Raw genomic sequence first — 24,609 nt, forward strand, 5'->3', positions numbered from 1 at the left:
GGCAAAACAAAAAAGGCGCGGCGCGAAATCCGGCATCCGGCGCCGGCAATGCCGTCTGCCTGCCGCCGTATTTGCCCGCTATCCGCAATATCGGCAGTCCAATATATCTTTGCGGATGTCGTTCAGCAGGAAGGCTGCGGTGTCTTCGTGTTCCGCCTGTACGAAAACAAAGAGTCTGGCGATGATTTTGCCGATGAAGACTTTCTGCAGGGCGCAGGCATCGGTCAGGGTGTGTTCCTGCAGGAAGCTGCGGATGTCTTCGGGCAAGGTGTACTCGCGGGCGACGGCGGCAAAGCGTGCATCGGTTTGCAGGCGGTCGAGCAGGGTTTGGTTTTTGTCCAACTTAATGCCCGCTTCTTTTTCTTCGGCGGTGGCGCGGACGAACTGGTCGTAAATTTCGGCATAAAGCATATCGTTCGGGCCTTCAAAAATCGTGAAGGGACGGATGTCGATAGCGATATTGCCGGCGGTGTGTCCGCGTTCAAAACCCTTCGCGCCCAAGAGTTTTTGCAACATTTGCGCGGCGGCGTAAGTGTATTCCGTGGCGAGGGTTTTGACGATGTTTGCCTCCATTAATTGATGGGCGACAGGCGAGACGGGCGAAACGAAACGGCAGACGTAGCGGTAAAGGATTTCGGAAACCTGATGGCGGCGTTGGATTTCGCGGCGTTCGTAATCGACGAATCTGATGTCGTTGCGGACGTATCGGTCCAGGTTTTCAAGGATGTATTCCATAATGCCGTGCGTCATACCGACCAGTTGCAGGCGGCTGCGGATAAAGATGTTTTGGAACGCGCGCAAACCGGCAGCATCGCCCTGCGAGAGTTTCATCACGGCGGTTGCAGGCATTTCGGCATCGATGCGGTTGACGGCGTAACGGACGGCGCGCAGGCCTTCGGATGCGAGGGTTTCGCAGCGGATGTATGTTTTGGGGACGAGCAGCAGGTCGATGACTTTGGCGAGTTTGCCGTTTTTGCGCTCTTTGGCGGCAACGAGGAGGAAGTCGCTTTGCGAGTTGCCCTGCCAGTATTTCGCGGCGTTGACGTAAATGGTTTGTCCGTCGGTATATTCGTAGTAAGACTGCATTTCTCGGGCAATCGCCGCGCCGGAGGTTTCGGGTTCGGTAACGCCCAAACCACCGCCCTCGCCTTTGAAAACCATATCCAAGCCTTGCGCGATTTGCGCTTCATCGCCGAACTCTTGCAGTGGCTGCAACACCAGCGCGCCTTCGATGCCGGTACGCAGCGTAACGGGCACGCCGTAATGCCCCGCAATCCGCAATACTTCCTGAATTTCAAACTGGCCGCCCTTGCGGCCGCCGTGTTTCTTGTCGAGGAAGGGCAACAGCAAACCCACCTGCTTCAAGGCCAGCCATTTGTCTTCGGGCAGGTATCGCATCAGGTCGATGCCGTCTGAAAAAATGCGGCGGAATGCGGATTCGATGTGCTTTAAAAAAGCAGCCGTGTCCATAGTTGACGGCTGCGCGCTCGGTTCGGTGTGTATCATCGGCTTCCTCTGTCGGTTCCCATTAATCGGCGGCCGGTCAAACCGCCTGCCACGGTTTAGAGTTAATTTTCTAAGTTTTATACCATAAACTTACCTAAGCAACAATGATTATCGGACAGCTTTAATAACTCACAACGTAGCAGCTACAGCCATTTCCAAATTTAATTATGAAATATTAAAAGATAACATATTGATTTTTAATAAAAATTAATTATTTACATTATATATATATAATGGGATTCTTAATGCTTTATTGAATCTTTCTAACCAATACTATGGAGTCTTAAATGCTGAATAAAAATCACTCAGTTGACCAAAAAATGCCTATTAACCACCCATTACTTTCTCGATTGATTAAAGAAGTTGAGAATGAGCAGAAAACAGCGATGATGTTCAAATATGACCGCACGCACAACCGTCATAATCGTGGTCAGTAATATCAGATTATGATTGATACTGTTTTATTGAAAGTCGCCAGTAGGTGCAATCTGAATTGCACCTACTGTTATGTGTACCATTTAGGCGATGACGGTTGGAAAGATAATCCAAAACTGCTTAGTGAAAAGAGCATTGACGATATTGAGAAATCTTTGTTTGACTTATACTCTTTTCAAGGAAAAAGTTTTGCAATTGTTCTTCATGGAGGCGAACCCTTTTTATTGCCAAAACATCGGCTTGAATATTTATTGAAAAAATTGCGGCATCGATTACCTGAATACACTACTGTTTCAATTCAAACTAACGGGCTTCTTCTTACAGAAGAATTGATTACACTTTGTTATACATATAACGTAACCATTTCTATCAGCTTGGACGGTCCGCAAAACATCAATGATGAAATGAGGCTGGATCATTTAGGACGTGGTTCATTTTACCGCATTATGGATAGTCTTCGTCTGATAAAAAACCATCCATTTTCAAATCAAGTTTTTACTGGTTGCTTGGCTGTTATTAACCCTTTAAGTAACCCTAAAGAGATTTATAATTTTTTTAAAAAATTAAATATTCCAAGTGTTAATTTCTTAATGAGAGACGGCAATCATGACCGATACCCTTTTGGAAAATCAAGTTTTGAATCATTAGAATATGGAAAATGGCTGGAATCTTTATGGAATTTATATTTTTATGACCCCAACCCTATCCCTATAGCATTTTTTGATAACTACGTCAAACTGCTGATTGGAGGATTTAGTTCGAAAGAAGGGACGGGAACTGAAACTTCAGGCATTTTGATTATTGATACAAATGGAGATATTACCAAGAACGATACCCTAAAGAGTACAAAAAATCGGGCAGACAGATTCGAGTTTTCGTGGAATGTCTCCAAGAATAATTTAATAGAACTAATCCAATCTAATGAATTTAAGGATTACTTGGAACTTCAAAATCCAACATCAAAAAAATGTAAAAATTGTCGCTATTTATCAATCTGTGGCGGTGGGATGCCCCTATATCGTTGGAGTGATAAAAACGGATTTGATAATCCATCCGTATTCTGCCAAGACCACATACATATCATTGAAACCATATCAAACACATTAGAAAAATATCTATGAAGATAAATACAAATAATATTCAATGCAATAACATACCTTTTCCTCATGCTTTTTCTAAAAATTTTTTAGATGAGCAACAAGCAAAAGATATTTTAGAATGGTTGAAAATTGCCCCTTGGCATTTAACTATTACAGATTTCTACAGCCAGTACGAATTTTTACTTGATATACAGAATGTACCAAAAAACCTACAATTCTTGATTAGCGATGAAACAAAGCAAAGATTAAAGAATTTAATGGAGAATTTATTTTCATGTCAATTAAAGGATACTGTCGAGATAGTTGCCCATCGCTTATTAGGCAATCAAATCATTAAAATTCACAATGATTACATTGAAGAAGCTGATTTTGAAACTGAATCGCATCGCCTGCTTATTCAACTAAACTACGGCTGGCCTGCTGATAATGGCGGATACTTAATGATTTTTAACAGCGAAAATCCACAGGATATAGCTAATATAATTTTACCGGAGCATCGAAGTATGTTCGCATTTGAAATATCAAGGGAATCTCATCACGCCGTTAGCAAAATTTATGCCGGTTGCCGCTACACCCTGATTTTTAATTTCTACAGAAATAAATAAATCTTATTTGATAAAACATGTTTCAACAAACAGGACAGCACATAAAAGCGTCGCCATGTGTGCCGTCCTGAATGGGGGGCACTTTCACATCCGATTAGATTCTATTACCATAAGTGGCAAGGCTTCAACCAAAAGCACTCCTTCCGATGAGGCGTAATATATAAGGAGTTGAGATAAAGATTATCTTCCCCCTTGATACCAATAATGCCGACATATTTTATATTTTCGTTTCTTAACCTCACTTTGCCTTGCCATTTGAAAAGCTGAAACTTACTATCCGGTAGCAAAGGTAGCGTTTTACACATCTTTTTTTCCCATAAAATCAAGTTTTCTCCGACATACAAAAGCCGTTTAAAAAACTAGGCAAGTATCCTGTTCTTAATCTGTTAAAATTCCATCTATACAGCCTGACTAACCCCGAAGCGGCTCGAAATTTTTTCCGGCTGCCGCAAGCCATTATCCCTACGCCATGACCTACCCCATCCCCAAACCCCGTGAAAAATCCCGTTGGCTCAATCTGTCTCAAGGCTCGCTGCCCTTGGCTTTGGCGTGTTATCTGCCGCATAAGCAGCTCAAGGTTGTCTTGACCCAAGATGCGGAACAGGCGTTGCGCCTTCAGACGGCGTGGCGGTTTTTCCGTCCGCACGATACGGCGGTGTTCCTGCCGGACTGGGAAACGCTGCCTTACGAGCGTTTTTCGCCGCATCAGGATTTGGTGTCGGAGCGTTTGTCGGCGTTGTGGCAGATTAAAAGCGGCGCGGCGGACGTGTTGTTCGTGCCGGTTGCCACGGCGATGCAGAAGCTGCCGCCCGTACCGTTTTTGGCGGGGCGCACGTTTTGGCTGAAAACGGGGCAGACTTTGGATATAGGCCGTCTGAAAAGCGATTTGGTGGATGCGGGCTACAACCATGTTTCCCACGTTGTCGCGGCGGGCGAGTTTGCCGTGCGCGGCGGTATTGTCGATTTGTTCCCGATGGGCAGCGAAATGCCCTACCGCATCGATTTGTTCGACGATGAAATCGACAGCATCAAAACCTTTGACACCGACACGCAGCGCACCATCTCGCCCGTTTCCGAAATCCGCCTGCTGCCGGCGCACGAGTTCCCCACCGACAACGAGGCGCAAAAAATCTTCCGCAGCCGCTTCCGCGAGGAAGTTGATGGCAATCCGAACGATGCCGCCGTGTACAAAGCCGTCAGCAACGGCCATTTCGGCGCAGGCGTGGAATATTACCTGCCGCTGTTTTTTGAAAACGAGTTGGAAACGTTGTTTGACTATATTGGCGAAGATGTGCTGTTTGTCTCTTTGGGCGACGTTCACGCCGAGGCAAACCGTTTTTGGAGCGATGTCAAATCGCGTTACGCGATGGCGCAGGGCGACGAAACCTATCCGCCTTTGCTTCCACAGCATTTGTATCTCTCTGCCGATGTGTTTGCAGGCCGTCTGAAAAACTACGGACAAGTGCTGCCCGATGTTTCCGGCAAGGAACACGCCCTCCCCGACCTTGCCGTCAACCGACAATCCGACGAGCCTTTGCAGGCATTGAAGGATTTTCAGACGGCGTTTGAAGGACGGATTTTGCTGTGCGCCGAAAGTTTGGGACGGCGCGAAACCATGCTCGGCTTCTTGCAGCAAAACAGTTTAAAAGCCAAAAGCGTGTCTGATTGGCAAGGCTTCTTGTCGGCACATGAGCCGCTGATGATTACAGTGGCGCCGTTGGCTTACGGGTTTAAATTAGAAGATCAAAACATCGCGGTCATCACCGAATCCGATCTTTATCAATATGTTGCCCGCTCACGCAAACATCATCGCAAGAAACACGCCGCCGTTTCAGACGGCCTGTTGCGCGACCTTGCCGAAATCAATATCGGCGATCCCGTCGTGCACGAAGAACACGGCATCGGACGGTATATGGGCTTGGTAACGATGGACTTGGGCGGCGAAACCAACGAAATGATGTTGCTCGAATACGCGGGTGAAGCGCAGCTTTATGTGCCTGTTTCGCAACTGCATTTAATCAGCCGCTATTCCGGTCAGGCACATGAAAACGTCGCACTGCACAAGCTTGGCAGCGGCGCGTGGAACAAAGCAAAACGCAAGGCTGCCGAAAAAGCGCGCGATACCGCCGCCGAATTGCTCAACCTCTACGCCCAGCGTGCCGCCCAATCGGGACACAAGTTTGAAATCAACGAGTTGGACTATCAAGCGTTTGCCGACGGCTTCGGCTATGAAGAAACCGAAGACCAAGCCGCCGCCATCGCCGCTGTGATTAAGGATTTGACGCAGGCGAAGCCGATGGACCGCCTCGTGTGCGGCGATGTCGGTTTCGGCAAAACCGAAGTCGCCCTGCGCGCCGCGTTTGTGGCGGTAATGGGCGGCAAACAGGTTGCCGTACTCGCCCCGACTACGCTTCTGGTCGAGCAACATGCGCAAAATTTCGCCGACCGCTTCGCCGATTTTCCCGTGAAAGTCGCCGGCCTTTCGCGTTTCAACAACAGCAAAACCACCAAAGCCGCGCTGGAAGGTATGGCGGACGGCACGGTCGATATCGTTATCGGCACGCACAAATTGGTTCAGGACGACATCAAATTCAAAAACTTAGGTTTAGTGATTATTGATGAAGAACACCGTTTCGGCGTGCGTCAGAAAGAGCAACTCAAACGCCTACGCGCCAATGTTGACATCCTCACCATGACCGCTACGCCGATTCCACGCACCCTCAGTATGGCGCTCGAAGGTCTGCGCGACTTCTCGCTGATTACCACTGCGCCCAGCCGCCGCCTCGCCGTCAAAACCTTTGTTAAACCGTTCAGCGAAGGCAGCGTACGCGAAGCCGTGTTGCGCGAACTCAAACGCGGCGGGCAAGTGTTTTTCCTGCACAATGAAGTAGATACGATTGAGAATATGCGCGAGCGGCTGGAAACCCTGTTGCCCGAAGCTCGCGTCGGCGTGGCGCACGGACAACTGCGCGAGCGCGAGCTGGAACAAGTCATGCGCGACTTTTTGCAGCAACGATTCAACGTGTTGCTCTGTTCCACTATCATCGAAACCGGCATCGACATCCCCAACGCCAACACCATCATCATTAACCGCGCCGACAAATTCGGGCTGGCGCAACTGCACCAGCTTCGCGGTCGCGTCGGCCGCAGCCACCACCAAGCCTACGCCTACCTGCTCACGCCCGAATACATCACCAAAGACGCAGAAAAACGCCTCGACGCCATCGCGGCGGCAGACGAACTCGGCGCAGGTTTCACCCTCGCCATGCAGGATTTGGAAATCCGCGGCGCAGGCGAAATCCTTGGCGAAGGGCAATCCGGCGAAATGATACAGGTCGGCTTCACGCTTTACACCGAAATGCTCAAACAAGCCGTGCGCGACCTCAAAAAAGGCCGCCAGCCCGACCTCGACGCGCCATTGGGCATTACTACCGAAATCAAACTGCACAGCCCGGCATTATTGCCTGAAGACTACTGCCCCGACATCCACGAGCGCCTCGTCCTCTACAAACGCCTCGCCGTCTGCGAAACCGTGCAGCAAATCAATGCCATACACGAAGAACTCGTCGACCGCTTCGGCCTGCCCGAACAACCCGTCAAAACCCTCATCGAAAGCCACCACTTACGGCTTGCGGCAAAAGAATTGGGTATAGACGCCATCGATGCGACCAGCGAAGCGGTAACGGTAACCTTTGGCAAAAACAACAATGTTGATCCAACCGAAATCATCCTGCTGATTCAGAACGACAAAAAATACCGGCTGGCAGGGGCAGACAAATTGAGGTTTGCAGCAGAAATGGAAAACATCGAAGTACGGATCAACACCGTCAAAACCGTGCTAAAAACCCTGCAAAGCAAACGCCTGCCCAAAGGAAATTGATGTAACGATGCCGTCTGAAGAACACCGTTCAGACGGCATACAATCCCCCAATCCTCACCAAAGGAACAATCATGTCGATTTTTCACCCCTATTTCCAACAACTGTCCACCGAAGGTTTTGACGGAGAAGAAGATGTCCTCTGGGAAGACGAGCTGACCGTCAAAGGCAATCTTGTCGAGGTATCCCTGTGGGCAGAAAATGAAAACAGCCTGCCAACCAAAACATTGGATGCATTTGCCGCCTTCCTGTCCGAATTGGAAAAAGCCGATGATGCTGCACGCGCCGCACTGACGGAATATTTGAAACGGGACAGCCGCTATATCGACTTTCACACCGAAGATGCCCAAACAAGCCGCGATGCGGCAAAGTTTGTCCGCACCATGCAGTTGACCTATATCAGCTTATGGGCAGAAAGTCCGGCTTTTGCCGTTATGGATTATATGCCCGCCAATATGGAAAGCGACGAAATCCTTGCCGTCAAACTGCATTTGGACGGCAGCATTTTCTCAATCGATTGGGAGAGTTGAGCCGGATTGCCAATCGGCAAAAATGAAATGCCGTCTGAAAACAGCTTCCCTGCCCGAAGCCTTGCCATTATGAATTTGAAGGAAACTCCACTATAATACGGCATTCAGATTTTCAGACGGCATCGCGCCCGTCAGACCGCACACAAACCAAAAGGAAATACATGTTCCGTACTATGCTTGGCGGAAAAATCCACCGCGCCACCGTAACCGAAGCCGATTTGAACTACGTCGGCAGCATTACCGTCGATCAAGACCTGTTGGACGCGGCAGGCATCTATCCCAACGAAAAAGTCGCCATCGTCAACAACAACAACGGCGAACGTTTTGAAACCTATACCATTTCAGGCAAACGCGGCAGCGGCGTGATTTGCCTGAACGGTGCGGCGGCCAGGCTGGTGCAGAAAGGCGACATCGTCATCATCATGTCTTATATCCAACTCTCCGAACCGGAAATCGCCGCGCATGAACCCAAAGTCGTCTTGGTAGACGGAAACAACAAAATCCGCGACATCATCTCCTACGAGCCGCCGCACACCGTGCTGTAACCCTGAAAACGGACATCGATTATGGATATTAAAATCAACGGCATTACCCTCGGCAACAACTCGCCCTTCGTCCTATTCGGCGGCATCAACGTTTTGGAAGATTTGGATTCCACCCTCCAAACCTGCGCGCATTACGTCGAAGTAACCCGCAAACTGGGCATTCCCTATATCTTTAAAGCCTCTTTCGACAAGGCAAACCGTTCCTCCATCCATTCTTATCGCGGCGTAGGCTTGGAAGAAGGCTTAAAGATTTTTGAAAAAGTCAAAGCGGAATTCGGCATCCCCGTCATTACCGACGTACACGAACCCTATCAGTGCCGACCCGTTGCCGAAGTGTGCGATGTCATCCAGCTTCCCGCCTTCCTTGCGCGGCAAACCGACTTAGTAACCACAATGGCGAAAACCGGCAAGGTCGTCAACATCAAAAAACCCCAGTTCCTCAGCCCCTCGCAAATGAAAAACATTGTGGAAAAATTCCGCGAAGCCGGCAACGGGAAACTGATTTTATGCGAACGCGGCAGCAGCTTCGGCTACGACAACCTCGTTGTCGATATGCTCGGTTTCGGCGTGATGAAACAAACCTGCGATAATCTGCCGGTCATCTTTGACGTTACCCACTCCCTGCAAACAAGGGAATCGGGCTCTGCCGCTTCCGGAGGAAGACGGACACAAGCACTGGATTTAGCACTTTCCGGCATGGCTGCCCGGATTGCAGGCCTGTTTCTTGAATCCCACCTCAATCCGAAACTGGCGAAATGCGACGGCCCCAGCGCGCTGCCGCTGCATCTTTTAGAAGATTTTTTAATCCGCATCAAAGCATTGGACGATTTAATCAAATCACAACCGATTTTAACAATCGAGTAACACGGTTTCGCCTTATGATGCAGACTTTCCGAAAAATCAGCCTGTATGCCGCAACCTTGTGACTCGGTATGCAGATTATGACGGGTTATATCGCCGCGCCGGTACTGTTCAAAATGCTGCCCAAAATGCAGGCGGGCGAAATTGCCAGCGTTTTGTTCGACATCCTTTCTTGGAGCGGGCTTGCCGTTTGGGGCGCGGTGTTGGCTGCCGCCTTTGCCGTCCTGACCCGGCTGCAAACCGCCCTGCTGATTTTTTTATTGTCCGCCCTTGCCGCCAACCGATTCTTGATTACACCCGTTATCGAGGCGCTGAAATACGGGCATGAGAATTGGCTGTTGTCGGCTTTGGGCGGATCTTTCGGAATGTGGCACGGCATTTCCAGTATTGTTTTTATGGCGGCCGCCCTACTTTCGATTTACTTAAGTTGGCGGCTCTACGGCAAAAATGCCGTCTGAAGCCTACCGTTTTACCTCACGTCACTTTAATTTGGAGAATATTTATGAGCGCAATCGTTGATATTTTTGCCCGCGAGATTTTGGACTCACGCGGCAACCCAACCGTAGAATGCGACGTACTGTTGGAATCCGGCGTCATGGGACGCGCAGCCGTACCAAGCGGCGCATCAACCGGTCAGAAAGAAGCTTTAGAACTTCGCGACGGCGACAAATCCCGTTACTTGGGCAAAGGCGTATTGAAAGCCGTTGACCACGTCAACAACCAAATCGCGCAAACCCTCATCGGTATCGATGCCAGCGAACAATCTTATATCGACCAAATCATGATCGAATTGGACGGTACTGAAAACAAAGGCAACTTGGGTGCCAACGCGACTTTGGCCGTTTCTATGGCCGTAGCACGCGCAGCTGCTGAAGATGCAGGCCTGCCCCTGTACCGCTACTTGGGCGGCGCAGGCCCAATGGCCCTGCCTGTTCCGATGATGAACGTTATCAACGGCGGCGAACATGCCAATAACAGCCTGAATATCCAAGAATTCATGATTATGCCTGTCGGCGCAAAATCTTTCCGCGAAGCTCTGCGTTGCGGTGCCGAAATCTTCCACGCACTGAAAAAACTATGTGACGGCAAAGGCTTCCCAACTACCGTTGGCGACGAAGGCGGTTTCGCACCTAACCTGAACAGCCATAAAGAAGCCCTGCAACTGATCGTCGAAGCAACTGAAGCCGCAGGCTATAAAGCAGGCGAAGACGTATTGTTTGCCCTGGACTGCGCATCCAGCGAATTCTATAAAGACGGCAAATATCACTTGGAAGCCGAAGGCCGCTCTTACACCAGCGCAGAATTTGCCGAATACTTGGAAGGCCTGGTTAACGAATTCCCAATCGTTTCCATCGAAGACGGTATGGACGAAAACGACTGGGAAGGCTGGAAACTGCTGACTGAAAAATTGGGCAGCAGAGTTCAATTGGTCGGCGACGACTTGTTCGTAACCAATCCAAAAATCTTGGCCGAAGGCATCGAAAAAGGCGTAGCAAACGCATTACTGGTCAAAGTCAACCAAATCGGTACTTTGAGCGAGACCCTGAAAGCCGTCGACTTGGCCAAACGCAACCGCTACGCCAGCGTAATGAGCCACCGCTCCGGCGAAACCGAAGACAGCACCATTGCCGACTTGGCAGTAGCCACCAACTGCATGCAGATCAAAACCGGCTCCCTGTCCCGTTCCGACCGCATGGCAAAATACAACCAACTGCTGCGTATCGAGGAAGAATTGGCGGAAGCCGCCTACTACCCTGGGAAAGCCGCATTCTACCAACTGGGCAAATAAAAAAGGTTAACGTATGAAGTGGGTAACTGTCGTTTTATCCGTCTCACTTGTCTGCTGCCAGTACAGCCTCTGGTTCGGCAAAGGCAGTATCAGACGCAACAACAACCTGAAAGATCAAATTGCCGTTCAGGAAGAAAAAAACCAGACACTCGCTTTACGCAATAATTCTCTGGCCGCCGAAGTCTATGATTTAGAAAACGGCCAAGAAGCCATTTCAGAAATTGCCAGAGTAGAATTAGGTTACATCCAAGACGGTGAAACTTTTTACCGACTCATCAGGCATAACCAGTAATGCTGTACAAAAGCCGTCTGAATCCGTTTCAGACGGCTTTTATTTCAAGAAACCCTCAGGTTTCTGCCCGACCTCTCCCTCCAATCCGCAATCCAAACTGATATTTTCTTCAACGCAACAGCAACAAGGCAGTATTTCATCCCTACCCAAAAAAGCCAACGGCGACTCCCGATAAGTAACACTTCCCTCCAAAATCTTTACCCGGCACGATCCGCAATATCCGCTTCGGCACTGATATTCCACCATATGCCCCGTCCGTTCCAGACCTTCCAACAAAGTTTCCCCCTCCAACAACTCAAAAACCCTATCTCTCGTACTAATGAGCGCCATTTCTAACCAATCATAAAAACCCAAAACCGATAACAAGCCTAACCCGTTTCATTCCTTATTGAAAAAATGCCGTCTGAAAAAACAAGTTTCAGACGGCATTCCTCCATAAAAAACACATACAGTAAAAAATTTACAGCTCAAAGTCGCCCAAATCATCCGTATTCACTTCAGAGTCAATCTGTCCGATAAGGTAAGAAGAAATTTCCACTTCCTGCGGCGCAACCTGTACATTGTCAGAAGACAGCCATGCGTTGATCCAAGGAATCGGATTTTGGGTCGCACCTTCAAACCCAGCAGGAAGGCCAACTGCCTGCATACGCAGATTGGTAATGTATTCAACGTATTGAGCCAGAATTTCCTTGTTCAAACCGATCATCGAACCGTCTTTAAACAGATAGGCAGCCCATTCTTTTTCCTGCTCCGCCGCTTTTTTGAAGAGTTTGAAACATTCGTCCTGCAATTCATTCGCAATTTCAGCCATTTCAGGATCATCGGCACCGGCGCGCATCAGGTTGAGCATATGCTGGGTGCTGGTCAGGTGCAGGGCTTCATCGCGGGCAATCAGCTTGATGATTTTGGCGTTGCCTTCCATCAATTCGCGCTCGGCAAAGGCGAACGAGCAGGCGAATGAAACGTAAAAGCGGATGGCTTCCAATACATTGACGCACATCAGGCAGAGATAGAGCTTTTTCTTCAACTCACGCAAAGATACGGTCACGAGCTTGCCGCCGATATTGTGCGTGCCTTCACCCAACAGATTGTAATACTGAGTGTATTCAATCAAATCATCGTAATAGCAGGCAATGTCTTCAGCACGGGCGATGATGTATTTGTTTTGCACAATATCATCGAACACGACTGACGGATCATTCACGATATTGCGGATGATATGAGTGTAGCTGCGCGAGTGGATGGTTTCACTGAAGCTCCACGTTTCAATCCACGTTTCCAGCTCGGGAATAGACACCAAAGGCAAGAACGCAACATTTGGGCTGCGGCCTTGGATCGAATCGAGCAGGGTTTGGTATTTCAGATTGCTGATAAAAATATGTTTTTCGTGTTCGGGCAGATTTGCATAGTCGATACGGTCGCGCGACACGTCGATTTCCTCCGGCCGCCAGAAAAAAGATAATTGTTTTTCGATCAGTTTTTCAAATACTTCGTATTTCTGCTGGTCATAACGGGCGACATTTACCGGCTGACCAAAAAACATCGGCTCTTTCAGCGCGTCGTTTTTGGTTTTGGGAAAGGTGCTGTATGACATGACTAGGTGTTCGCAGGACATAACGTCTCTCTTTTTAAAATTAGTCGACTTTTCTATTAATTTTTAATTCACCATATGAAACTTTTTGAAGTTTATCAATAAAGCACCATCCTAAAATAGCGAAGACTAAAAGAACACTAATAAATATATAAAATTTATATTCAGCTAAGAATGACCGAATGACATCTATACTTCTCCTTTTCTGGAAAATAACAACTTAGCCTCATATAGTAGTAGGCACTAATTTAAGAAAATCCTTGAAGCCTTCTACTATCTAGAAGCCTTGGATATATTTCAAAAATTAACCTGTTTTAAATCTTACAAGCCCCGCCCGCGCAGCCGTCATCCTGAATATCAGCTTGCGTATCGTCCGCGCCGTCGCGGGTGTTGTGGTAGTACAGGGTTTTGACGCCGTATTTGTAAGCGGTCAATAAGTCTTTGAGCATTTGTTTCATGGAAACTTTGCTGCCTTCAAATTTGCCCGGGTCGTAGGCGGTGTTGGCGGAAATCGCCTGATCGACGAATTTTTGCATCACGCCGACGAGTTTCAGGTAGCCTTCGTTACTCGGAAGCTGCCACAGAGTTTCGTAGGCGTCTTTCAGGGTTTCAAACTCCGGCACGACTTGCTTCAGGATTCCGTCTTTCGACGCTTTGACCGTTACCAAGCCGCGTGGCGGCTCGATACCGTTGGTGGCGTTGGCGATTTGCGAACTGGTTTCAGACGGCATGAGTGCGGTCAGAGTAGAGTTGCGCAGGCCGTATTTGACGATGTCGGCGCGCAGGCTTTCCCAGTCGTAGTGCAAAGGCTCGTTGCACACGGCATCCAAGTCTTTTTTGTAGGTGTCGATGGGCAATTTACCCTGCGAATAAACGGTTTGGTTGAAGAGCGGACACGCTCCGTATTCTTTGGCAAGGTTTACCGACGCTTTGAGCAGGTAATACTGCATGGCTTCAAAGGTACGGTGGGTCAGGCCGAGTGCGGAGTCGTCGCTGTAGCGTACGCCGTTTTTTGCCAGATAGTAGGCGTAGTTGATGACGCCGATGCCGAGCGAACGGCGGCCCATAGTAGAGGTACGCGCGGCTTCTACCGGATATCCCTGATAATCTAAAAGTGCATCGAGTGCGCGCACAGTCAAATCGGCAAGCCCTTCCAATTCGTCCAGGCTGTTTAATGCGCCCAAGTTGAAGGCGGACAGGGTACACAGGGCGATTTCGCCGTCAGGGTCGTTGATGTTGTCCAGCGGTTTGGTCGGCAGCGCGATTTCCATACACAGGTTGGACTGGTGCACGGGGGCGACGCGCGGATCGAACGGGCTGTGCGTATTGCAGTGATCGACGTTTTGAATGTAGATGCGCCCGGTCCCGGCACGCTCCTGCATCAGCGTGGAAAACAGGTCGGCAGCCGGAATGATACGCTTGCGTATGTTCGGGTCTTGCTCGTATTTCGTATAGAGCCGCTCAAATTCGTCTTGGTCGGCAAAAAACGCTTCGTACAACCCCGGAACCTCGTTGGGCGAAAACAGCGTAATGTTGCCGCCCTTAATCAGGCGGGTGTACAGCAGACGATTGATTTGCACGCCGTAATCAAGCTGACGGATACGGTTGTCTTCCACACCGCGGTTGTTTTTCAACACCAGCAGGCTTTCGGCTTCGATATGCCACAAGGGGTAGAACAAGGTTGCCGCGCCGCCGCGCACGCCGCCTTGCGAACAGGATTTGACCGCCGCCTGAAACATTTTAAAGAAGGGAATGCAGCCGGTATGCCGCGCTTCGCCGCCCCGGATTTCGCTGTCCAAACCGCGGATACGTCCGGCATTGATGCCGATACCCGCGCGTTGGGAAACGTATTTCACAATCGCGCTGGTAGTGGCATTGATGGAATCCAAACTATCGTCGCATTCGATCAATACGCAGCTTGAGAACTGGCGCGTAGGCGTACGCACGCCGCTCATAATCGGGGTCGGCAGCGATACTTTGAATGTGGAAACGGCATCGTAAAACCGTTTGACGTAACCCAAGCGCGCCTCTTTCGGGTATTTGCTGAAAAGGCACATCGCCACCAAAACATATAAAAACTGCGGCGTTTCGTAAATCTGGCGGGTAACGCGGTTCTGTACCAGATATTTGCCTTCGAGCTGTTTGACAGCGGCATAGGAAAAGGACATATCGCGTTCGTGGTCGATATAGGCGTTCAGCTCGTCAAATTCTTCGCGGCTGTAATCCTCAAGGATATGCCTGTCGTATTTTCCGGCATCGGTAAGTTTTTTAACGTGGTCGTAAAGGTGCGGCGGCTCGTATTCGCCGTAGGCTATTTTACGCAGATGGAAAATCGCCAAACGCGCGGCAAGGTATTGGTAGTCCGGGGTATCTTCCGAAATTAAATCGGCAGCGGCTTTGATGATGGTTTCGTGGATGTCGTCGGTGCGGATGCCGTTGTAGAACTGGATGTGCGATTTCAACTCGACCTGCGACACGGAAACATTTTCCAATCCTTCCGCCGCCCAAGTAACGACACGGTGAATCTTATCCAAATCAATGGCTTCTAATCTTCCGTCTCGTTTGGTTACTTTCAAATCAGTCGGTGTATTCATCGCTTCCTCTTCCACTCTTGATATTCAAGACACGGTCTTTTCAAATAAATTAAGACAGACAATATAGTGGATTTTTGGCATTTTCTCCAGTCTTGACAACGGTTGCATTTTTCAGTTTCAGGCAATGCGCGATAAAACCCGCCTGTCGTATTTTTCCTATAATATTTGTTTTATCTGATAATTCTTTACCGATAAAAAACGGGTAAATTTTTTGCCTTTTGACCGGCTCCGGCTACAAGGCGATGAAATAAGGATTTTCCGACGAAAAAGGAAAGCTTCCGGTTTTCTGCCCCTGCAAATTGTTAAATTTTGCAAAGTATGATTTTTGCCACGCCGCCGCCGACAAATTCCATTTTCTTACCGATTGGAATTTATTATTGAGATTAATGTGTTATTTGAATCTGCATATCAAACGGCAAGTTTTGTCGGCTGAATGAGTCTGAAACTGCCGACAATTTGCCCGTTCCATCCTTCCATCCTATACTGGAAAGAATTACAAACTGAAAGGATCGTCATGTCTGTCAAAAAGATGCTTGCCATACTGTTGTCTGCAATATTGGGACTGGTATCGACAACTGCCGCTGCCGGTACGTCAGAACCCGCCCACCGACATACTAAACATATCCGCAAGGCAAACAAGCAGATGCTGCACCCCGAATGCAGGAAATATTTGGAACGCCGTGCCGCGTGGTACCGATTGCAAGGCAACGTGCAGGAATTGCGCGAAAACAAAAAGGCGCGCAAAGCATTCCGCTCCCTGCCTTATAAGGAACAGAAAACCCAATGCCGGGCGGCTTATGAGGCTTTCGATGATTTCGACGGCAGCAGGTTCCACCGTTAATCCCATATAAAATATGCCGTCTGAACACAGGTTCAGACGGCATTTTCCATAGATACAACAAACTATCCTTACGCCATTTCGTTTGAGGTGCTCCCGTTGCCGCAGCCTTAATATAGTACGGCAAGGCGAGGCAACGCTGTACTGGTTTAAATTTAATCCACTATACATCCGCAAAAGCGAATCATACTGCCACATTCCGACAACCGGTTTCAGATGGCAACGTCCGCATCGCCGGCGACAACGGCACGGATGCTTTCTTCGATTTTATCTTTTAAAGCATAACGGTCTTCGCTTTCCGCCGTATCCGCCACGCAAACGAAATCGACTTTGATGGTCAGTTTTTTCATGGACACAATGCGCCACAGGCAGGTCGGCAAACCGACATCGGCATATGAGGGACGAGCCGTCCTTTTTCCCGTTTCGTCATAATAACGCAGCGCGACCGCCAAAACCTTTGCCCCCGCATCGATGGCGGATTGGAACAGCGCGGCTTTGAAGGGCAAAAGCCCCAGTCCGGAGGAAGTCCGCGCTTCGGGGAAAAAACTGACGTTTTGACCGCGTTGCAAGGTTTCGCAGACGGCGCGGTTAATCGGTTCGATGTCGCGCCGCGAATTGCGGTTGATGAACACCGTTCCCGCGTTCTGCCCCATCTTGCCCAATACCGGCCAGCTTTTGATTTCCTGCTTGGCGATAAAGCTGCTCGGATAAACCGCGCTCATAGCGAAAATATCCAGCCAAGACACGTGGTTGGCGGCAACCAAGACACCGTTCGGATGTTCGGGTGTGGGTCTGCCCACCTCCAATCCGATATCCAAAGCCGCCAAAGCCCCCCTACCCAACTCGATTACCGCCCGATTACGCGACTCGGGGCAGCCGCCGTCAATACCGCGCAGGTTTTTGCCGGTTTTGAACAGCCAGACCGCCAAACGGCACAAGCGGCGCAGACGTGTAAAAAATGAAGCTTTATTTGAAGACATGAGCAATTCTTTCCCGATAATCGGTGTTTGTTGTTGAAACGTTCGGACGGCATACCGATAAAATGCCGTCTGAAACCGTTTTCAGCCCTATTTCTGACAGTTCGGGCAATAAAACGTGCCGCGCTGCCCCAAAGTTTCTTTCACAACCAAACCGCCGCACCGAGGGCACGGTTGATTGTGCCGCCCGTACACCGTATATTCCTGTTGGAAGTAGCCGCTTTTGCCGTCGCTGTCCACAAAGTCCCTCAGCGTACTGCCGCCCGTTTCAATGGCGTGCTGCAACACCGCTTTGACGGTTTCAACCAGAAGCGCGCACTCTTTCTTTTTCAGGCGGTTGGCAGGACGGCGGGGCGAAATGCCCGCCCTAAACAGGCTCTCGTTGGCATAAATGTTGCCCACACCGACCACGACCGCATTGTCCATCAGGGCAAGTTTGACCGCGCGTTTCTGCGCCTTCAGCCTTGCATACAGATAATCCGCACAAAATGCCTCCGACAAAGGCTCCGGCCCCAGTTTTTCCAACAGCGGATGATGTTCTTCGATTCCCTCATACCAAAGTATCGCGCCGAACTTTCTCGGATCGCGGTAACGCATGACCGTGCCGTCTGAAAACACAATATCGACGTGATCGTGTCTGTCCGGCTTGCCGATACGTCCGTCCGACGGCATAAAAATCCACAAACTGCCCGACATCCCCAAGTGAATCAGCAAAATCCCCGTTTGAAAACGGACAATCAGATATTTGGCACGCCTGCCGCAGGACAAAACCTGCCGGCCGGACAAAATCTCCCCCAAATCGGGATTGACCTGCCAGCGCAGCTTCGACTGGCGCAATATCACGGTTTCCACCGTTTTCCCTTCAATATGCGGCGCGATGCCGCGCAACGTCGTTTCCACTTCCGGCAATTCCGGCATAACCCCTCCCGACATTTTTTCTGACAGATGCCGTCTGAGAGACGGCTGTCCCTAATCCGCAACCCTTGCCGCACCCGCCGCAAGGGCTTTGCCGCCCCAATACCCGTCCCACGCGGGCAGGGGCATTACGCCCGCCGCCCTTTTGACCAAAACCAGACCGTACACTGCGGCACACTGCGGCCACCAACGGTCGCCCGCCTTTTCCATAAACCGCCAAAAGCGTATTTGCCCGAGCGACGAAACGGGCGGCAGATACACCATAAATTTCCCAAATTCAATATCGAAACCGGCATCGGCAAGCCGCCTTTTCAACTCGGACAACGGCAGACAAAACCGTTTTTCCGGCAGGCGTTCGCCGTCAAACCAACGGCTGAATCCCCAGAGCGAATACGGATTGAAACCCGTCAGCATCAAACGTCCGGACGGTTTCAATATCCGGTGCGCCTCAGACAGGATTTGCGAAGGAACACCGCCTTCCAGAGTATGCGGGAAAAGCAGCATATCCGCAGAAACATCCGCCAAAGCCATATTTTCCGCCGACATCGACATATCTCGCGGCACACAGACAACATCTTCAGACGGCATCAGCCACCTGCCGCCCACCTGAACCGCACACATTCCCGAAAAACGGTATGAATCCAGATACCGCCCGAAGAAGTCCTGTTCCAATTTTGCAACATACCGCCCCATCGCCGTATCTTCAAACCATGCATCCATATTGCGTCCGTTTCAAACAGATTGCCTGCCGATATTCTATTCCAAACAGAATTTCTGTCAAAAAACACATCGGCCGTCCATTTCCGAATCCGCATAAAGTTCCTGTAAAACTTGACGCTTTTTCAGTCAAACAGTACCATCGGACGATAGAATATGTTTATTCCGCCGATATAAATCATGTCCAAACTCAAAACCATCGTCCTGACTGCCTCGGGTCTCTCCGTCTGTTCTGGCTCACTATACGCTCAAAACACCTCTTCACACCAAATCGGTTTGGCGATTATGCGCTTAAACTCTTCAATACTCGACCTGCCACCGACAAAACAATATTTCCAATCCGGCAGCCTGTGGAGCGAGCTGCGCCAAGGCTTCCGGATGGGCGAAGTCAATCCCGAACTGGTACGCCGCCACGAAAGCAAATTCATCGCAAGCCGCAGCTATTTCAACAGGGTCATCAACCGGAGTAGACCCTATATGTACCATATCGCCAACGAAGTCAAAAAACGCAATATGCCCGCCGAAGCCGCCCTGCTTCCCTTCATCGAAAGCGCGTTCGTCACCAAAGCCAAATCACACGTCGGCGCATCAGGATTATGGCAGTTTATGCCCGCTACCGGCAGGCATTACGGCCTGGAAAAAACACCGGTTTACGACGGCAGGCACGACGTTTACGCCGCCACCGATGCCGCACTCAACTATCTGCAATACCTCTATGGACTGTTCGGCGACTGGCCGCTTGCCTTTGCCGCCTACAACTGGGGTGAAGGCAACGTCGGACGCGCCATCAACCGCGCCCGCGCCCAAGGGCTCGAACCGACCTACGAAAACCTGCGTATGCCCAACGAAACGCGCAACTATGTCCCCAAGCTGCTCGCCGTGCGCAACATCATTGCCGCCCCCCAATCTTTCGGCATGAATATCAGCGACATAGACAACAAACCCTATTTTCAGGCAGTCGAACCGGACCGTCCGCTCGACAACGAAGCCATCGCCCGGCTTGCCGGCATCACGCAAAGCGAGCTGCTCGCCCTAAACCCCGCATTCAACGTCCCCGCGTTCATCCCCAAAAGCAAACGCAAACTGCTGCTTCCTGTCGCATCCGTCCAAACCTTCCAAAGCAACTACCTCAACGCCGCACCTGACAGCCTGTTTTCATGGGAAGTCTATACGCCTGCCGCCAAAACCAGCCTGTCCGACATCTCGACGGCAACCGGTATGAGCATTGCCGACATCAAACGCCTCAACAACCTGAACGGCAACCTTGTCAACGCAGGACGCAGCATCCTTGTCGCCAAGAACGGCAAGACCCTTCAGACGGCATCGGAATCCGTCGTTTCCATCGACATCGACAATACGCCCGACACCTACCGTTCCAATATGCCGGCAGGCACGGTGAACGTCGGCATTGCCCGAATCCGACCCGCCGCCGCACAGACAGCGGACATTACCGTCGCACCTTTGCCGCAGGAAACCGTCCGTACGGAACCCGATCCCCTTGTCCGCATTGCCGAACCTGCCCTTGCGACAGCCGCAGCGCAACCTCAAACCGAAAAACAGACCGCCATGCCGTCTGAAACCCAAACCGCAACACTCGCGCAGATCGTCCCCCAAAACGACATGCAGGCGGCAGACGAACTCATGCAGCTTGTTGCCCGAAACAACCTGCGCCGACAGGCTGAAGAAACCATCTCTGCCGTCATCGGCACGCCTGACACAGTTGTCGAACATAAAATTTCCGCATCTCCGCAACATACCATTGCCGCCGACGGCAAACACCGGGTACGTTTGGAAACGCGCGTAGCCAAAGCTGCCGATGGCGAAGCCGAAACCTCCCCGCTCCATGCCAGCATCCACCGCGTTGTAGAAGGCGACACCCTGTTCAACATTGCCAAACGCTACAACGTCAGCGTAGCCGACCTGATTGTCGCCAACAACATCAAAGGCAACACCATCCAAAAAGGACAGGTACTCCGCCTGGCGCAGGCAGCCCCTGCCCAAACCCGTATTGAAAAAGTATCCTACACCGCGCGCAAAGGCGACACCTTCAAAAGTATCGCCGCGCGCTTCAATATCCATATCGACGACATCCGCCGGCTCAATCCCAACCTGAACACCATCAATCCGGGACAGAGGGTCAAACTGATTGGAAGCTGATTCGGATACGGCATATGACAGAACTTTCGCAGTCCTGTCTTTTTCATCCCACATTTCCCATACCATCATGAAACTCATCAAATACCTGCAATATCAAGGCATAGGAAGCCGCAAGCAGTGCCAATGGCTGATTAGGGGCGGCTGCGTCTCCATCAACGGAACCTGCATGGACGACACCGATGCAGACATCGATTCCTCATCCGTCGAAACGTTGGATATTGACGGGGAAGCAGTAACCGTTATTCCCGAACCCTATTTCTACATCCTGCTCAACAAGCCTGAAGATTACGAAACTTCACACAAACCGAAGCACTACCGCAGCATATTCAGCCTGTTCCCCGACAATATGCGCAATATTGACATGCAGGCAGTCGGCAGGCTGGATGCAGATACAACCGGCGTATTACTGATTACCAACGATGGCAAACTGAATCACAACCTTACCTCTCCGAGCCGTAAGATTCCCAAATTATACGAGGTAACACTCAAGCATCCTGCTGACGGAATGCTCTGTGAAACGCTAAAAAACGGCGTCCTGCTTCATGATGAAAATGAAACCGTTTGCGCCGCTGATGCCAACTTAGAGAGCCCGACCACATTATTACTGACCATTACGGAAGGCAAATACCATCAGGTCAAACGGATGATAGCGGCCGCAGGCAACCGCGTGCAGCATCTTCATCGCAGACAATTCGCACATCTGGAAACAGAAAACCTCAAGACCGGGGAATGGAAATTTATCGAATGTCCAAAATTCTGAAACAAAATTCCATAATTTCCCTATATTCAACTATATGCTTATTAAATAAGTAGTTTTACAAAAATTAACTCAAAAAAAAACAGTTAGTTTGCGATATAATCCTCTTGTCTGAGTAACGCCTGTTCAAGCAGGCTTATGAGTAAGACGTTTTCCCCGTAATGTGTTTGGCCATCTATACTTCCCCTTGTATAGATGGTTTTTTTATCTTCATTTACTACATATATTACCGGTGCAACATCTCCGCCCATATGACATATGAAATTTCATTTCACCGTCCTGTTGTAGAAAAATAAACGATTAATCTATTAAAACTAAAATTTTGATAGGGATCTTATATGGACATTAAATTAAAATATGAATTATCAAAAAAATGTGAATTTTTAGGTGATATTTTTAATGAATATAAAGATTATTTGAATTTAGATATACAAGATCCATTATTAGAAATAAATTTTTTTAAATTCTTAGAGGAACTTCTTGCAGATGGTGTTATTGAGTTGTGCGATTATCGGGAAAATCCAAAAAAATACTAACTGGATCGCCAAAAACACAGGTAGATGAATTAAGAAAAATTTGGCCTAAAGATGTAGATGAAATGCGATTGTATTTTCCAGATAATCCTTGGTATTACGTTGAATGGTTTTGGTGGAGAGCAACATGTCCTATTGAACTGACACAATTACCTAAAATAGAAATTTACGAAGAACAAATAAAACAAGGTAAGTAAGCGTATTAGTATAAACCATAATCATATATAACAAAATTAATCAGTTAGCAAATTGGCTTAATTCGGTTATATTCCAATGTAAGTAGATGAGAAATATTTGATTTATATAAACAATATTCAGGCTATAAAATCTGATTCAATCCTTGTTGATTTATGCAAATCAGAAATATCCACTATAAAATATAACTCTATTAGTGAAAATAACTATACACTTAAAAAACAATCAGTCAGTTCCTGTTAAAAAACACGTGTAAAATTTCCGCTTTATCTCAATCGGACACGGTTTCAATATGTCTTCCCCTTCAAATACCAACCGTCAAACCTGGTCCAGCCGTTTGACTTATATCCTTACCGTTGCCGGCGCGACTGTCGGTTTCGGCGCGACGTGGCGTTTCCCGTATTTGGTCGGTGAAAACGGCGGCGGCGCGTATGTATTTTTATTCTGTATCGCCATGCTCGTTATCGGCATACCGATGATTTTAGTAGAAAACGTCATCGGGCGGCGCAAAGGTGTGAACGCGCTGGATGCGTTCGGTGGTTCGATGAACGGCAAACCCGTTGCCAAAATTTGGAAGCTGGTCGGCTGGATGGGGCTGCTCGGCGCGTTCGGCATCATGGCTTATTATATGGTACTCGGCGGCTGGGTCATCAGCTATATCGTCAACATTATCGGCGGCAATCTGGACATTTCCAGCCCCGTTGACGGTGTGATTACAAAAAGCTTTTTTACCGAACACATTGAAAACAGCCCTTGGGAAATTGCGTTCTACACTTTCTTGTTTGTCGTTGTGAACCAATGGATTTTAGTCAAAGGCGTTATCGGCGGTATTGAAAAAGCAGCGAAATACCTGATGCCGCTGCTGTTTTTGTTCCTGATTGCCATGGTCGTACGCAACGTTACCCTGCCGGGCGCAATGGAAGGGATTACTTTCTATCTGAAGCCTGATTTCAGCAAGATTACCACTGAGCTTTTCGTCTTCGTTTTGGGACAAGTATTTTTCGCCTTGAGCTTGGGTTTCGGCGTGATGATTACCTTATCCAGCTATCTGGATAAAAACGAAAATCTGGTTCAGACGGCAGTTATCACGGCAATTACCAATACCATCATCGCCGTACTTGCGGGCTTTATGATTTTCCCGTCGCTCTTCAGCTTCGGCGTCGCGCCCAATTCCGGCCCGACTTTGGTATTCCAAAGTTTGCCGATTGTGTTCTCACATATGTGGGCAGGACCCGTGTTCGCCGTCATTTTCTTCTCGCTGCTCCTGATTGCCGCGTTGACAACTTCGCTGACGATTTATGAAGTGTTGATTACGACCATTCAGGAAAAAACCAAAATCCGCCGTACCGCCGCGATTACAATTGTATTGGCCGCCATCTTCGTTTTCGGCAACATCCCGTCTATTTTGAGCTATGGCCCATGGAAAGACGTTTCCGTGTTCGGCAAAAATATTTTCGATGCCTTCGACTATATCAGCGGCAACATCTTGTTTATGCTGACCGCGCTCGGCTCCGCGCTGTTTGTCGGTTTTGTGATGAAAGACGAAGCGAAGGAAGAATTACTTTATAAAGGCAATCATACGACGGTCAATATTTGGTTCGCCTATGTAAAATACCTCGTGCCCCTCGTAATCCTGCTGATTTTTGTCAGCAACCTTTTCTGATTCACACCGATTAATGCCGTCTGAAAGCCATACTGACTTCAGACGGCATTGCTTTTATTTCCACTCCAATATCCGAAATGCTAAAATCCGAACAAATTTATCAGGTTCTGAATCTCCATCAGAATTTCCTGA

Annotated in this window: 21 protein-coding genes and 1 pseudogene; 15 read left to right on the forward strand and 7 right to left on the reverse strand. The window is 49.1% G+C overall.

The window, feature by feature from the left end; translation table 11 throughout:
* Positions 1 to 78: 78 nt before the first annotated feature.
* Positions 79 to 1,506, reverse strand: coding sequence for an acyl-CoA dehydrogenase family protein (locus tag ACNAU7_RS07320; RefSeq protein ID WP_416301798.1), 1,428 nt, complete (start codon positions 1,504 to 1,506; stop codon positions 79 to 81).
* A 287-nt stretch (positions 1,507 to 1,793) separates the two neighbouring features.
* Between ACNAU7_RS07320 and yhhA the strand changes: the two genes are divergently transcribed.
* The 10 genes from yhhA to ftsB all read left to right on the forward strand — a co-directional run bounded on the left by yhhA (position 1,794) and on the right by ftsB (position 11,540).
* Complete coding sequence (yhhA, locus tag ACNAU7_RS07325) at positions 1,794 to 1,943, forward strand: YhhA family cyclophane-containing RiPP (RefSeq protein WP_003713099.1); 150 nt, start codon at positions 1,794 to 1,796, stop codon at positions 1,941 to 1,943.
* Positions 1,944 to 1,952: 9 nt separating this feature from the next.
* On the forward strand, positions 1,953 to 3,062 hold the full coding sequence (gene yhhB / locus ACNAU7_RS07330; RefSeq protein ID WP_416301799.1) for a cyclophane-forming radical SAM/SPASM peptide maturase YhhB: 1,110 nt from the start codon (positions 1,953 to 1,955) through the stop codon (positions 3,060 to 3,062).
* Positions 3,059 to 3,646 (forward strand): cyclophane-containing peptide 2OG-Fe(II) oxygenase YhhC, encoded by a 588-nt coding sequence (gene yhhC, locus ACNAU7_RS07335; RefSeq protein ID WP_416301800.1) that lies wholly within the window; start codon positions 3,059 to 3,061, stop codon positions 3,644 to 3,646. The genes yhhB and yhhC overlap by 4 nt, the downstream gene beginning before the upstream one ends.
* A 469-nt stretch (positions 3,647 to 4,115) precedes the next feature.
* Positions 4,116 to 7,526 (forward strand): transcription-repair coupling factor, encoded by a 3,411-nt coding sequence (mfd, locus tag ACNAU7_RS07340; RefSeq protein WP_416301801.1) that lies wholly within the window; start codon positions 4,116 to 4,118, stop codon positions 7,524 to 7,526.
* A gap of 71 nt (positions 7,527 to 7,597) precedes the next feature.
* Positions 7,598 to 8,053: a DUF2004 domain-containing protein gene (locus ACNAU7_RS07345; RefSeq protein WP_416301802.1), complete on the forward strand. Its 456-nt coding sequence runs from the start codon at positions 7,598 to 7,600 to the stop codon at positions 8,051 to 8,053.
* 161 nt (positions 8,054 to 8,214) lie between these two features.
* Entirely contained in the window at positions 8,215 to 8,598 is a 384-nt protein-coding gene (gene panD, locus ACNAU7_RS07350; RefSeq protein ID WP_013448984.1) for an aspartate 1-decarboxylase, read from the forward strand.
* Between the two features lie 21 nt (positions 8,599 to 8,619).
* A complete protein-coding gene (gene kdsA / locus ACNAU7_RS07355; protein ID WP_416301803.1) occupies positions 8,620 to 9,462 on the forward strand; it encodes a 3-deoxy-8-phosphooctulonate synthase in 843 nt (280 codons plus the stop codon).
* Positions 9,463 to 9,530: 68 nt separating this feature from the next.
* A complete protein-coding gene (locus ACNAU7_RS07360; protein WP_416301804.1) occupies positions 9,531 to 9,917 on the forward strand; it encodes a DUF4149 domain-containing protein in 387 nt (128 codons plus the stop codon).
* A gap of 44 nt (positions 9,918 to 9,961) precedes the next feature.
* Entirely contained in the window at positions 9,962 to 11,248 is a 1,287-nt protein-coding gene (gene eno / locus ACNAU7_RS07365) for a phosphopyruvate hydratase (protein ID WP_416301805.1), read from the forward strand.
* A 13-nt stretch (positions 11,249 to 11,261) separates the two neighbouring features.
* Positions 11,262 to 11,540 (forward strand): cell division protein FtsB, encoded by a 279-nt coding sequence (ftsB, locus tag ACNAU7_RS07370; RefSeq protein ID WP_416301806.1) that lies wholly within the window; start codon positions 11,262 to 11,264, stop codon positions 11,538 to 11,540.
* A 39-nt stretch (positions 11,541 to 11,579) separates the two neighbouring features.
* Here the strand turns inward: ftsB and yfaE are convergent, their stop codons facing one another.
* The 3 genes from yfaE to nrdA all read right to left on the reverse strand — a co-directional run bounded on the left by yfaE (position 11,580) and on the right by nrdA (position 15,725).
* The gene (gene yfaE / locus ACNAU7_RS07375) at positions 11,580 to 11,870 is read right to left on the reverse strand and encodes a class I ribonucleotide reductase maintenance protein YfaE (protein WP_416301845.1); all 291 of its coding nucleotides are present in this window, start codon (positions 11,868 to 11,870) and stop codon (positions 11,580 to 11,582) included.
* Between the two features lie 130 nt (positions 11,871 to 12,000).
* Positions 12,001 to 13,134 (reverse strand): class Ia ribonucleoside-diphosphate reductase subunit beta, encoded by a 1,134-nt coding sequence (gene nrdB, locus ACNAU7_RS07380; protein WP_416301846.1) that lies wholly within the window; start codon positions 13,132 to 13,134, stop codon positions 12,001 to 12,003.
* 311 nt (positions 13,135 to 13,445) lie between these two features.
* A complete protein-coding gene (gene nrdA / locus ACNAU7_RS07385; RefSeq protein ID WP_416301807.1) occupies positions 13,446 to 15,725 on the reverse strand; it encodes a class 1a ribonucleoside-diphosphate reductase subunit alpha in 2,280 nt (759 codons plus the stop codon).
* A 529-nt stretch (positions 15,726 to 16,254) separates the two neighbouring features.
* Here nrdA and ACNAU7_RS07390 point away from each other — a divergent pair.
* Positions 16,255 to 16,566 (forward strand): stress response protein, encoded by a 312-nt coding sequence (locus tag ACNAU7_RS07390; protein WP_416301847.1) that lies wholly within the window; start codon positions 16,255 to 16,257, stop codon positions 16,564 to 16,566.
* 209 nt (positions 16,567 to 16,775) lie between these two features.
* On the opposite strand, the gene ACNAU7_RS07395 is transcribed toward ACNAU7_RS07390, so the two are convergent.
* The 3 genes from ACNAU7_RS07395 to ACNAU7_RS07405 all read right to left on the reverse strand — a co-directional run bounded on the left by ACNAU7_RS07395 (position 16,776) and on the right by ACNAU7_RS07405 (position 19,175).
* Positions 16,776 to 17,543, reverse strand: a complete 768-nt coding sequence (locus tag ACNAU7_RS07395) for a 1-acyl-sn-glycerol-3-phosphate acyltransferase (RefSeq protein ID WP_416301808.1) — start codon at positions 17,541 to 17,543, stop codon at positions 16,776 to 16,778.
* 87 nt (positions 17,544 to 17,630) lie between these two features.
* Entirely contained in the window at positions 17,631 to 18,458 is an 828-nt protein-coding gene (gene mutM / locus ACNAU7_RS07400) for a DNA-formamidopyrimidine glycosylase (RefSeq protein WP_416301809.1), read from the reverse strand.
* Between the two features lie 51 nt (positions 18,459 to 18,509).
* Complete coding sequence (locus ACNAU7_RS07405; RefSeq protein ID WP_416301810.1) at positions 18,510 to 19,175, reverse strand: class I SAM-dependent methyltransferase; 666 nt, start codon at positions 19,173 to 19,175, stop codon at positions 18,510 to 18,512.
* 177 nt (positions 19,176 to 19,352) lie between these two features.
* Here ACNAU7_RS07405 and ACNAU7_RS07410 point away from each other — a divergent pair, with 177 nt between their 5' ends.
* The 4 genes and pseudogenes from ACNAU7_RS07410 to ACNAU7_RS07425 all read left to right on the forward strand — a co-directional run bounded on the left by ACNAU7_RS07410 (position 19,353) and on the right by ACNAU7_RS07425 (position 24,477).
* Positions 19,353 to 21,329 (forward strand): LysM peptidoglycan-binding domain-containing protein, encoded by a 1,977-nt coding sequence (locus ACNAU7_RS07410; RefSeq protein WP_416301811.1) that lies wholly within the window; start codon positions 19,353 to 19,355, stop codon positions 21,327 to 21,329.
* Between the two features lie 67 nt (positions 21,330 to 21,396).
* The gene (locus tag ACNAU7_RS07415; protein ID WP_416301812.1) at positions 21,397 to 22,089 is read left to right on the forward strand and encodes a 16S rRNA pseudouridine(516) synthase; all 693 of its coding nucleotides are present in this window, start codon (positions 21,397 to 21,399) and stop codon (positions 22,087 to 22,089) included.
* Positions 22,090 to 22,424: 335 nt separating this feature from the next.
* Positions 22,425 to 22,816, forward strand: a pseudogene (locus ACNAU7_RS07420) (DUF596 domain-containing protein).
* 290 nt (positions 22,817 to 23,106) lie between these two features.
* Positions 23,107 to 24,477: a sodium-dependent transporter gene (locus tag ACNAU7_RS07425; protein WP_416301813.1), complete on the forward strand. Its 1,371-nt coding sequence runs from the start codon at positions 23,107 to 23,109 to the stop codon at positions 24,475 to 24,477.
* Positions 24,478 to 24,609: the final 132 nt, after the last annotated feature.

This window comes from Neisseria sp. LACPHL-SPEC-2024-00856, from assembly GCF_047915665.1.
Taxonomy (GTDB): domain Bacteria; phylum Pseudomonadota; class Gammaproteobacteria; order Burkholderiales; family Neisseriaceae; genus Neisseria; species Neisseria polysaccharea.

Bases quoted from the DNA above. Each gene is read 5' to 3' on its own strand.
- ftsB (WP_416301806.1), top strand. From the start codon at position 11,262: ATGAAGTGGGTAACTGTCGTTTTATCCGTCTCACTTGTCTGCTGCCAG.
- yhhA (WP_003713099.1), top strand. From the start codon at position 1,794: ATGCTGAATAAAAATCACTCAGTTGACCAAAAAATGCCTATTAACCAC.
- ACNAU7_RS07390 (WP_416301847.1), top strand. From the start codon at position 16,255: ATGCTTGCCATACTGTTGTCTGCAATATTGGGACTGGTATCGACAACT.
- nrdA (WP_416301807.1), bottom strand. From the start codon at position 15,725: ATGAATACACCGACTGATTTGAAAGTAACCAAACGAGACGGAAGATTA.
- ACNAU7_RS07415 (WP_416301812.1), top strand. From the start codon at position 21,397: ATGAAACTCATCAAATACCTGCAATATCAAGGCATAGGAAGCCGCAAG.
- nrdB (WP_416301846.1), bottom strand. From the start codon at position 13,134: ATGTCATACAGCACCTTTCCCAAAACCAAAAACGACGCGCTGAAAGAG.
- ACNAU7_RS07360 (WP_416301804.1), top strand. From the start codon at position 9,531: ATGCAGATTATGACGGGTTATATCGCCGCGCCGGTACTGTTCAAAATG.
- ACNAU7_RS07425 (WP_416301813.1), top strand. From the start codon at position 23,107: ATGTCTTCCCCTTCAAATACCAACCGTCAAACCTGGTCCAGCCGTTTG.
- mutM (WP_416301809.1), bottom strand. From the start codon at position 18,458: ATGCCGGAATTGCCGGAAGTGGAAACGACGTTGCGCGGCATCGCGCCG.
- yfaE (WP_416301845.1), bottom strand. From the start codon at position 11,870: ATGGCGCTCATTAGTACGAGAGATAGGGTTTTTGAGTTGTTGGAGGGG.
- yhhC (WP_416301800.1), top strand. From the start codon at position 3,059: ATGAAGATAAATACAAATAATATTCAATGCAATAACATACCTTTTCCT.
- kdsA (WP_416301803.1), top strand. From the start codon at position 8,620: ATGGATATTAAAATCAACGGCATTACCCTCGGCAACAACTCGCCCTTC.
- eno (WP_416301805.1), top strand. From the start codon at position 9,962: ATGAGCGCAATCGTTGATATTTTTGCCCGCGAGATTTTGGACTCACGC.
- ACNAU7_RS07395 (WP_416301808.1), bottom strand. From the start codon at position 17,543: ATGTCTTCAAATAAAGCTTCATTTTTTACACGTCTGCGCCGCTTGTGC.
- ACNAU7_RS07345 (WP_416301802.1), top strand. From the start codon at position 7,598: ATGTCGATTTTTCACCCCTATTTCCAACAACTGTCCACCGAAGGTTTT.
- ACNAU7_RS07405 (WP_416301810.1), bottom strand. From the start codon at position 19,175: ATGGATGCATGGTTTGAAGATACGGCGATGGGGCGGTATGTTGCAAAA.
- ACNAU7_RS07410 (WP_416301811.1), top strand. From the start codon at position 19,353: ATGTCCAAACTCAAAACCATCGTCCTGACTGCCTCGGGTCTCTCCGTC.
- yhhB (WP_416301799.1), top strand. From the start codon at position 1,953: ATGATTGATACTGTTTTATTGAAAGTCGCCAGTAGGTGCAATCTGAAT.
- panD (WP_013448984.1), top strand. From the start codon at position 8,215: ATGTTCCGTACTATGCTTGGCGGAAAAATCCACCGCGCCACCGTAACC.
- ACNAU7_RS07320 (WP_416301798.1), bottom strand. From the start codon at position 1,506: ATGATACACACCGAACCGAGCGCGCAGCCGTCAACTATGGACACGGCT.
- mfd (WP_416301801.1), top strand. From the start codon at position 4,116: ATGACCTACCCCATCCCCAAACCCCGTGAAAAATCCCGTTGGCTCAAT.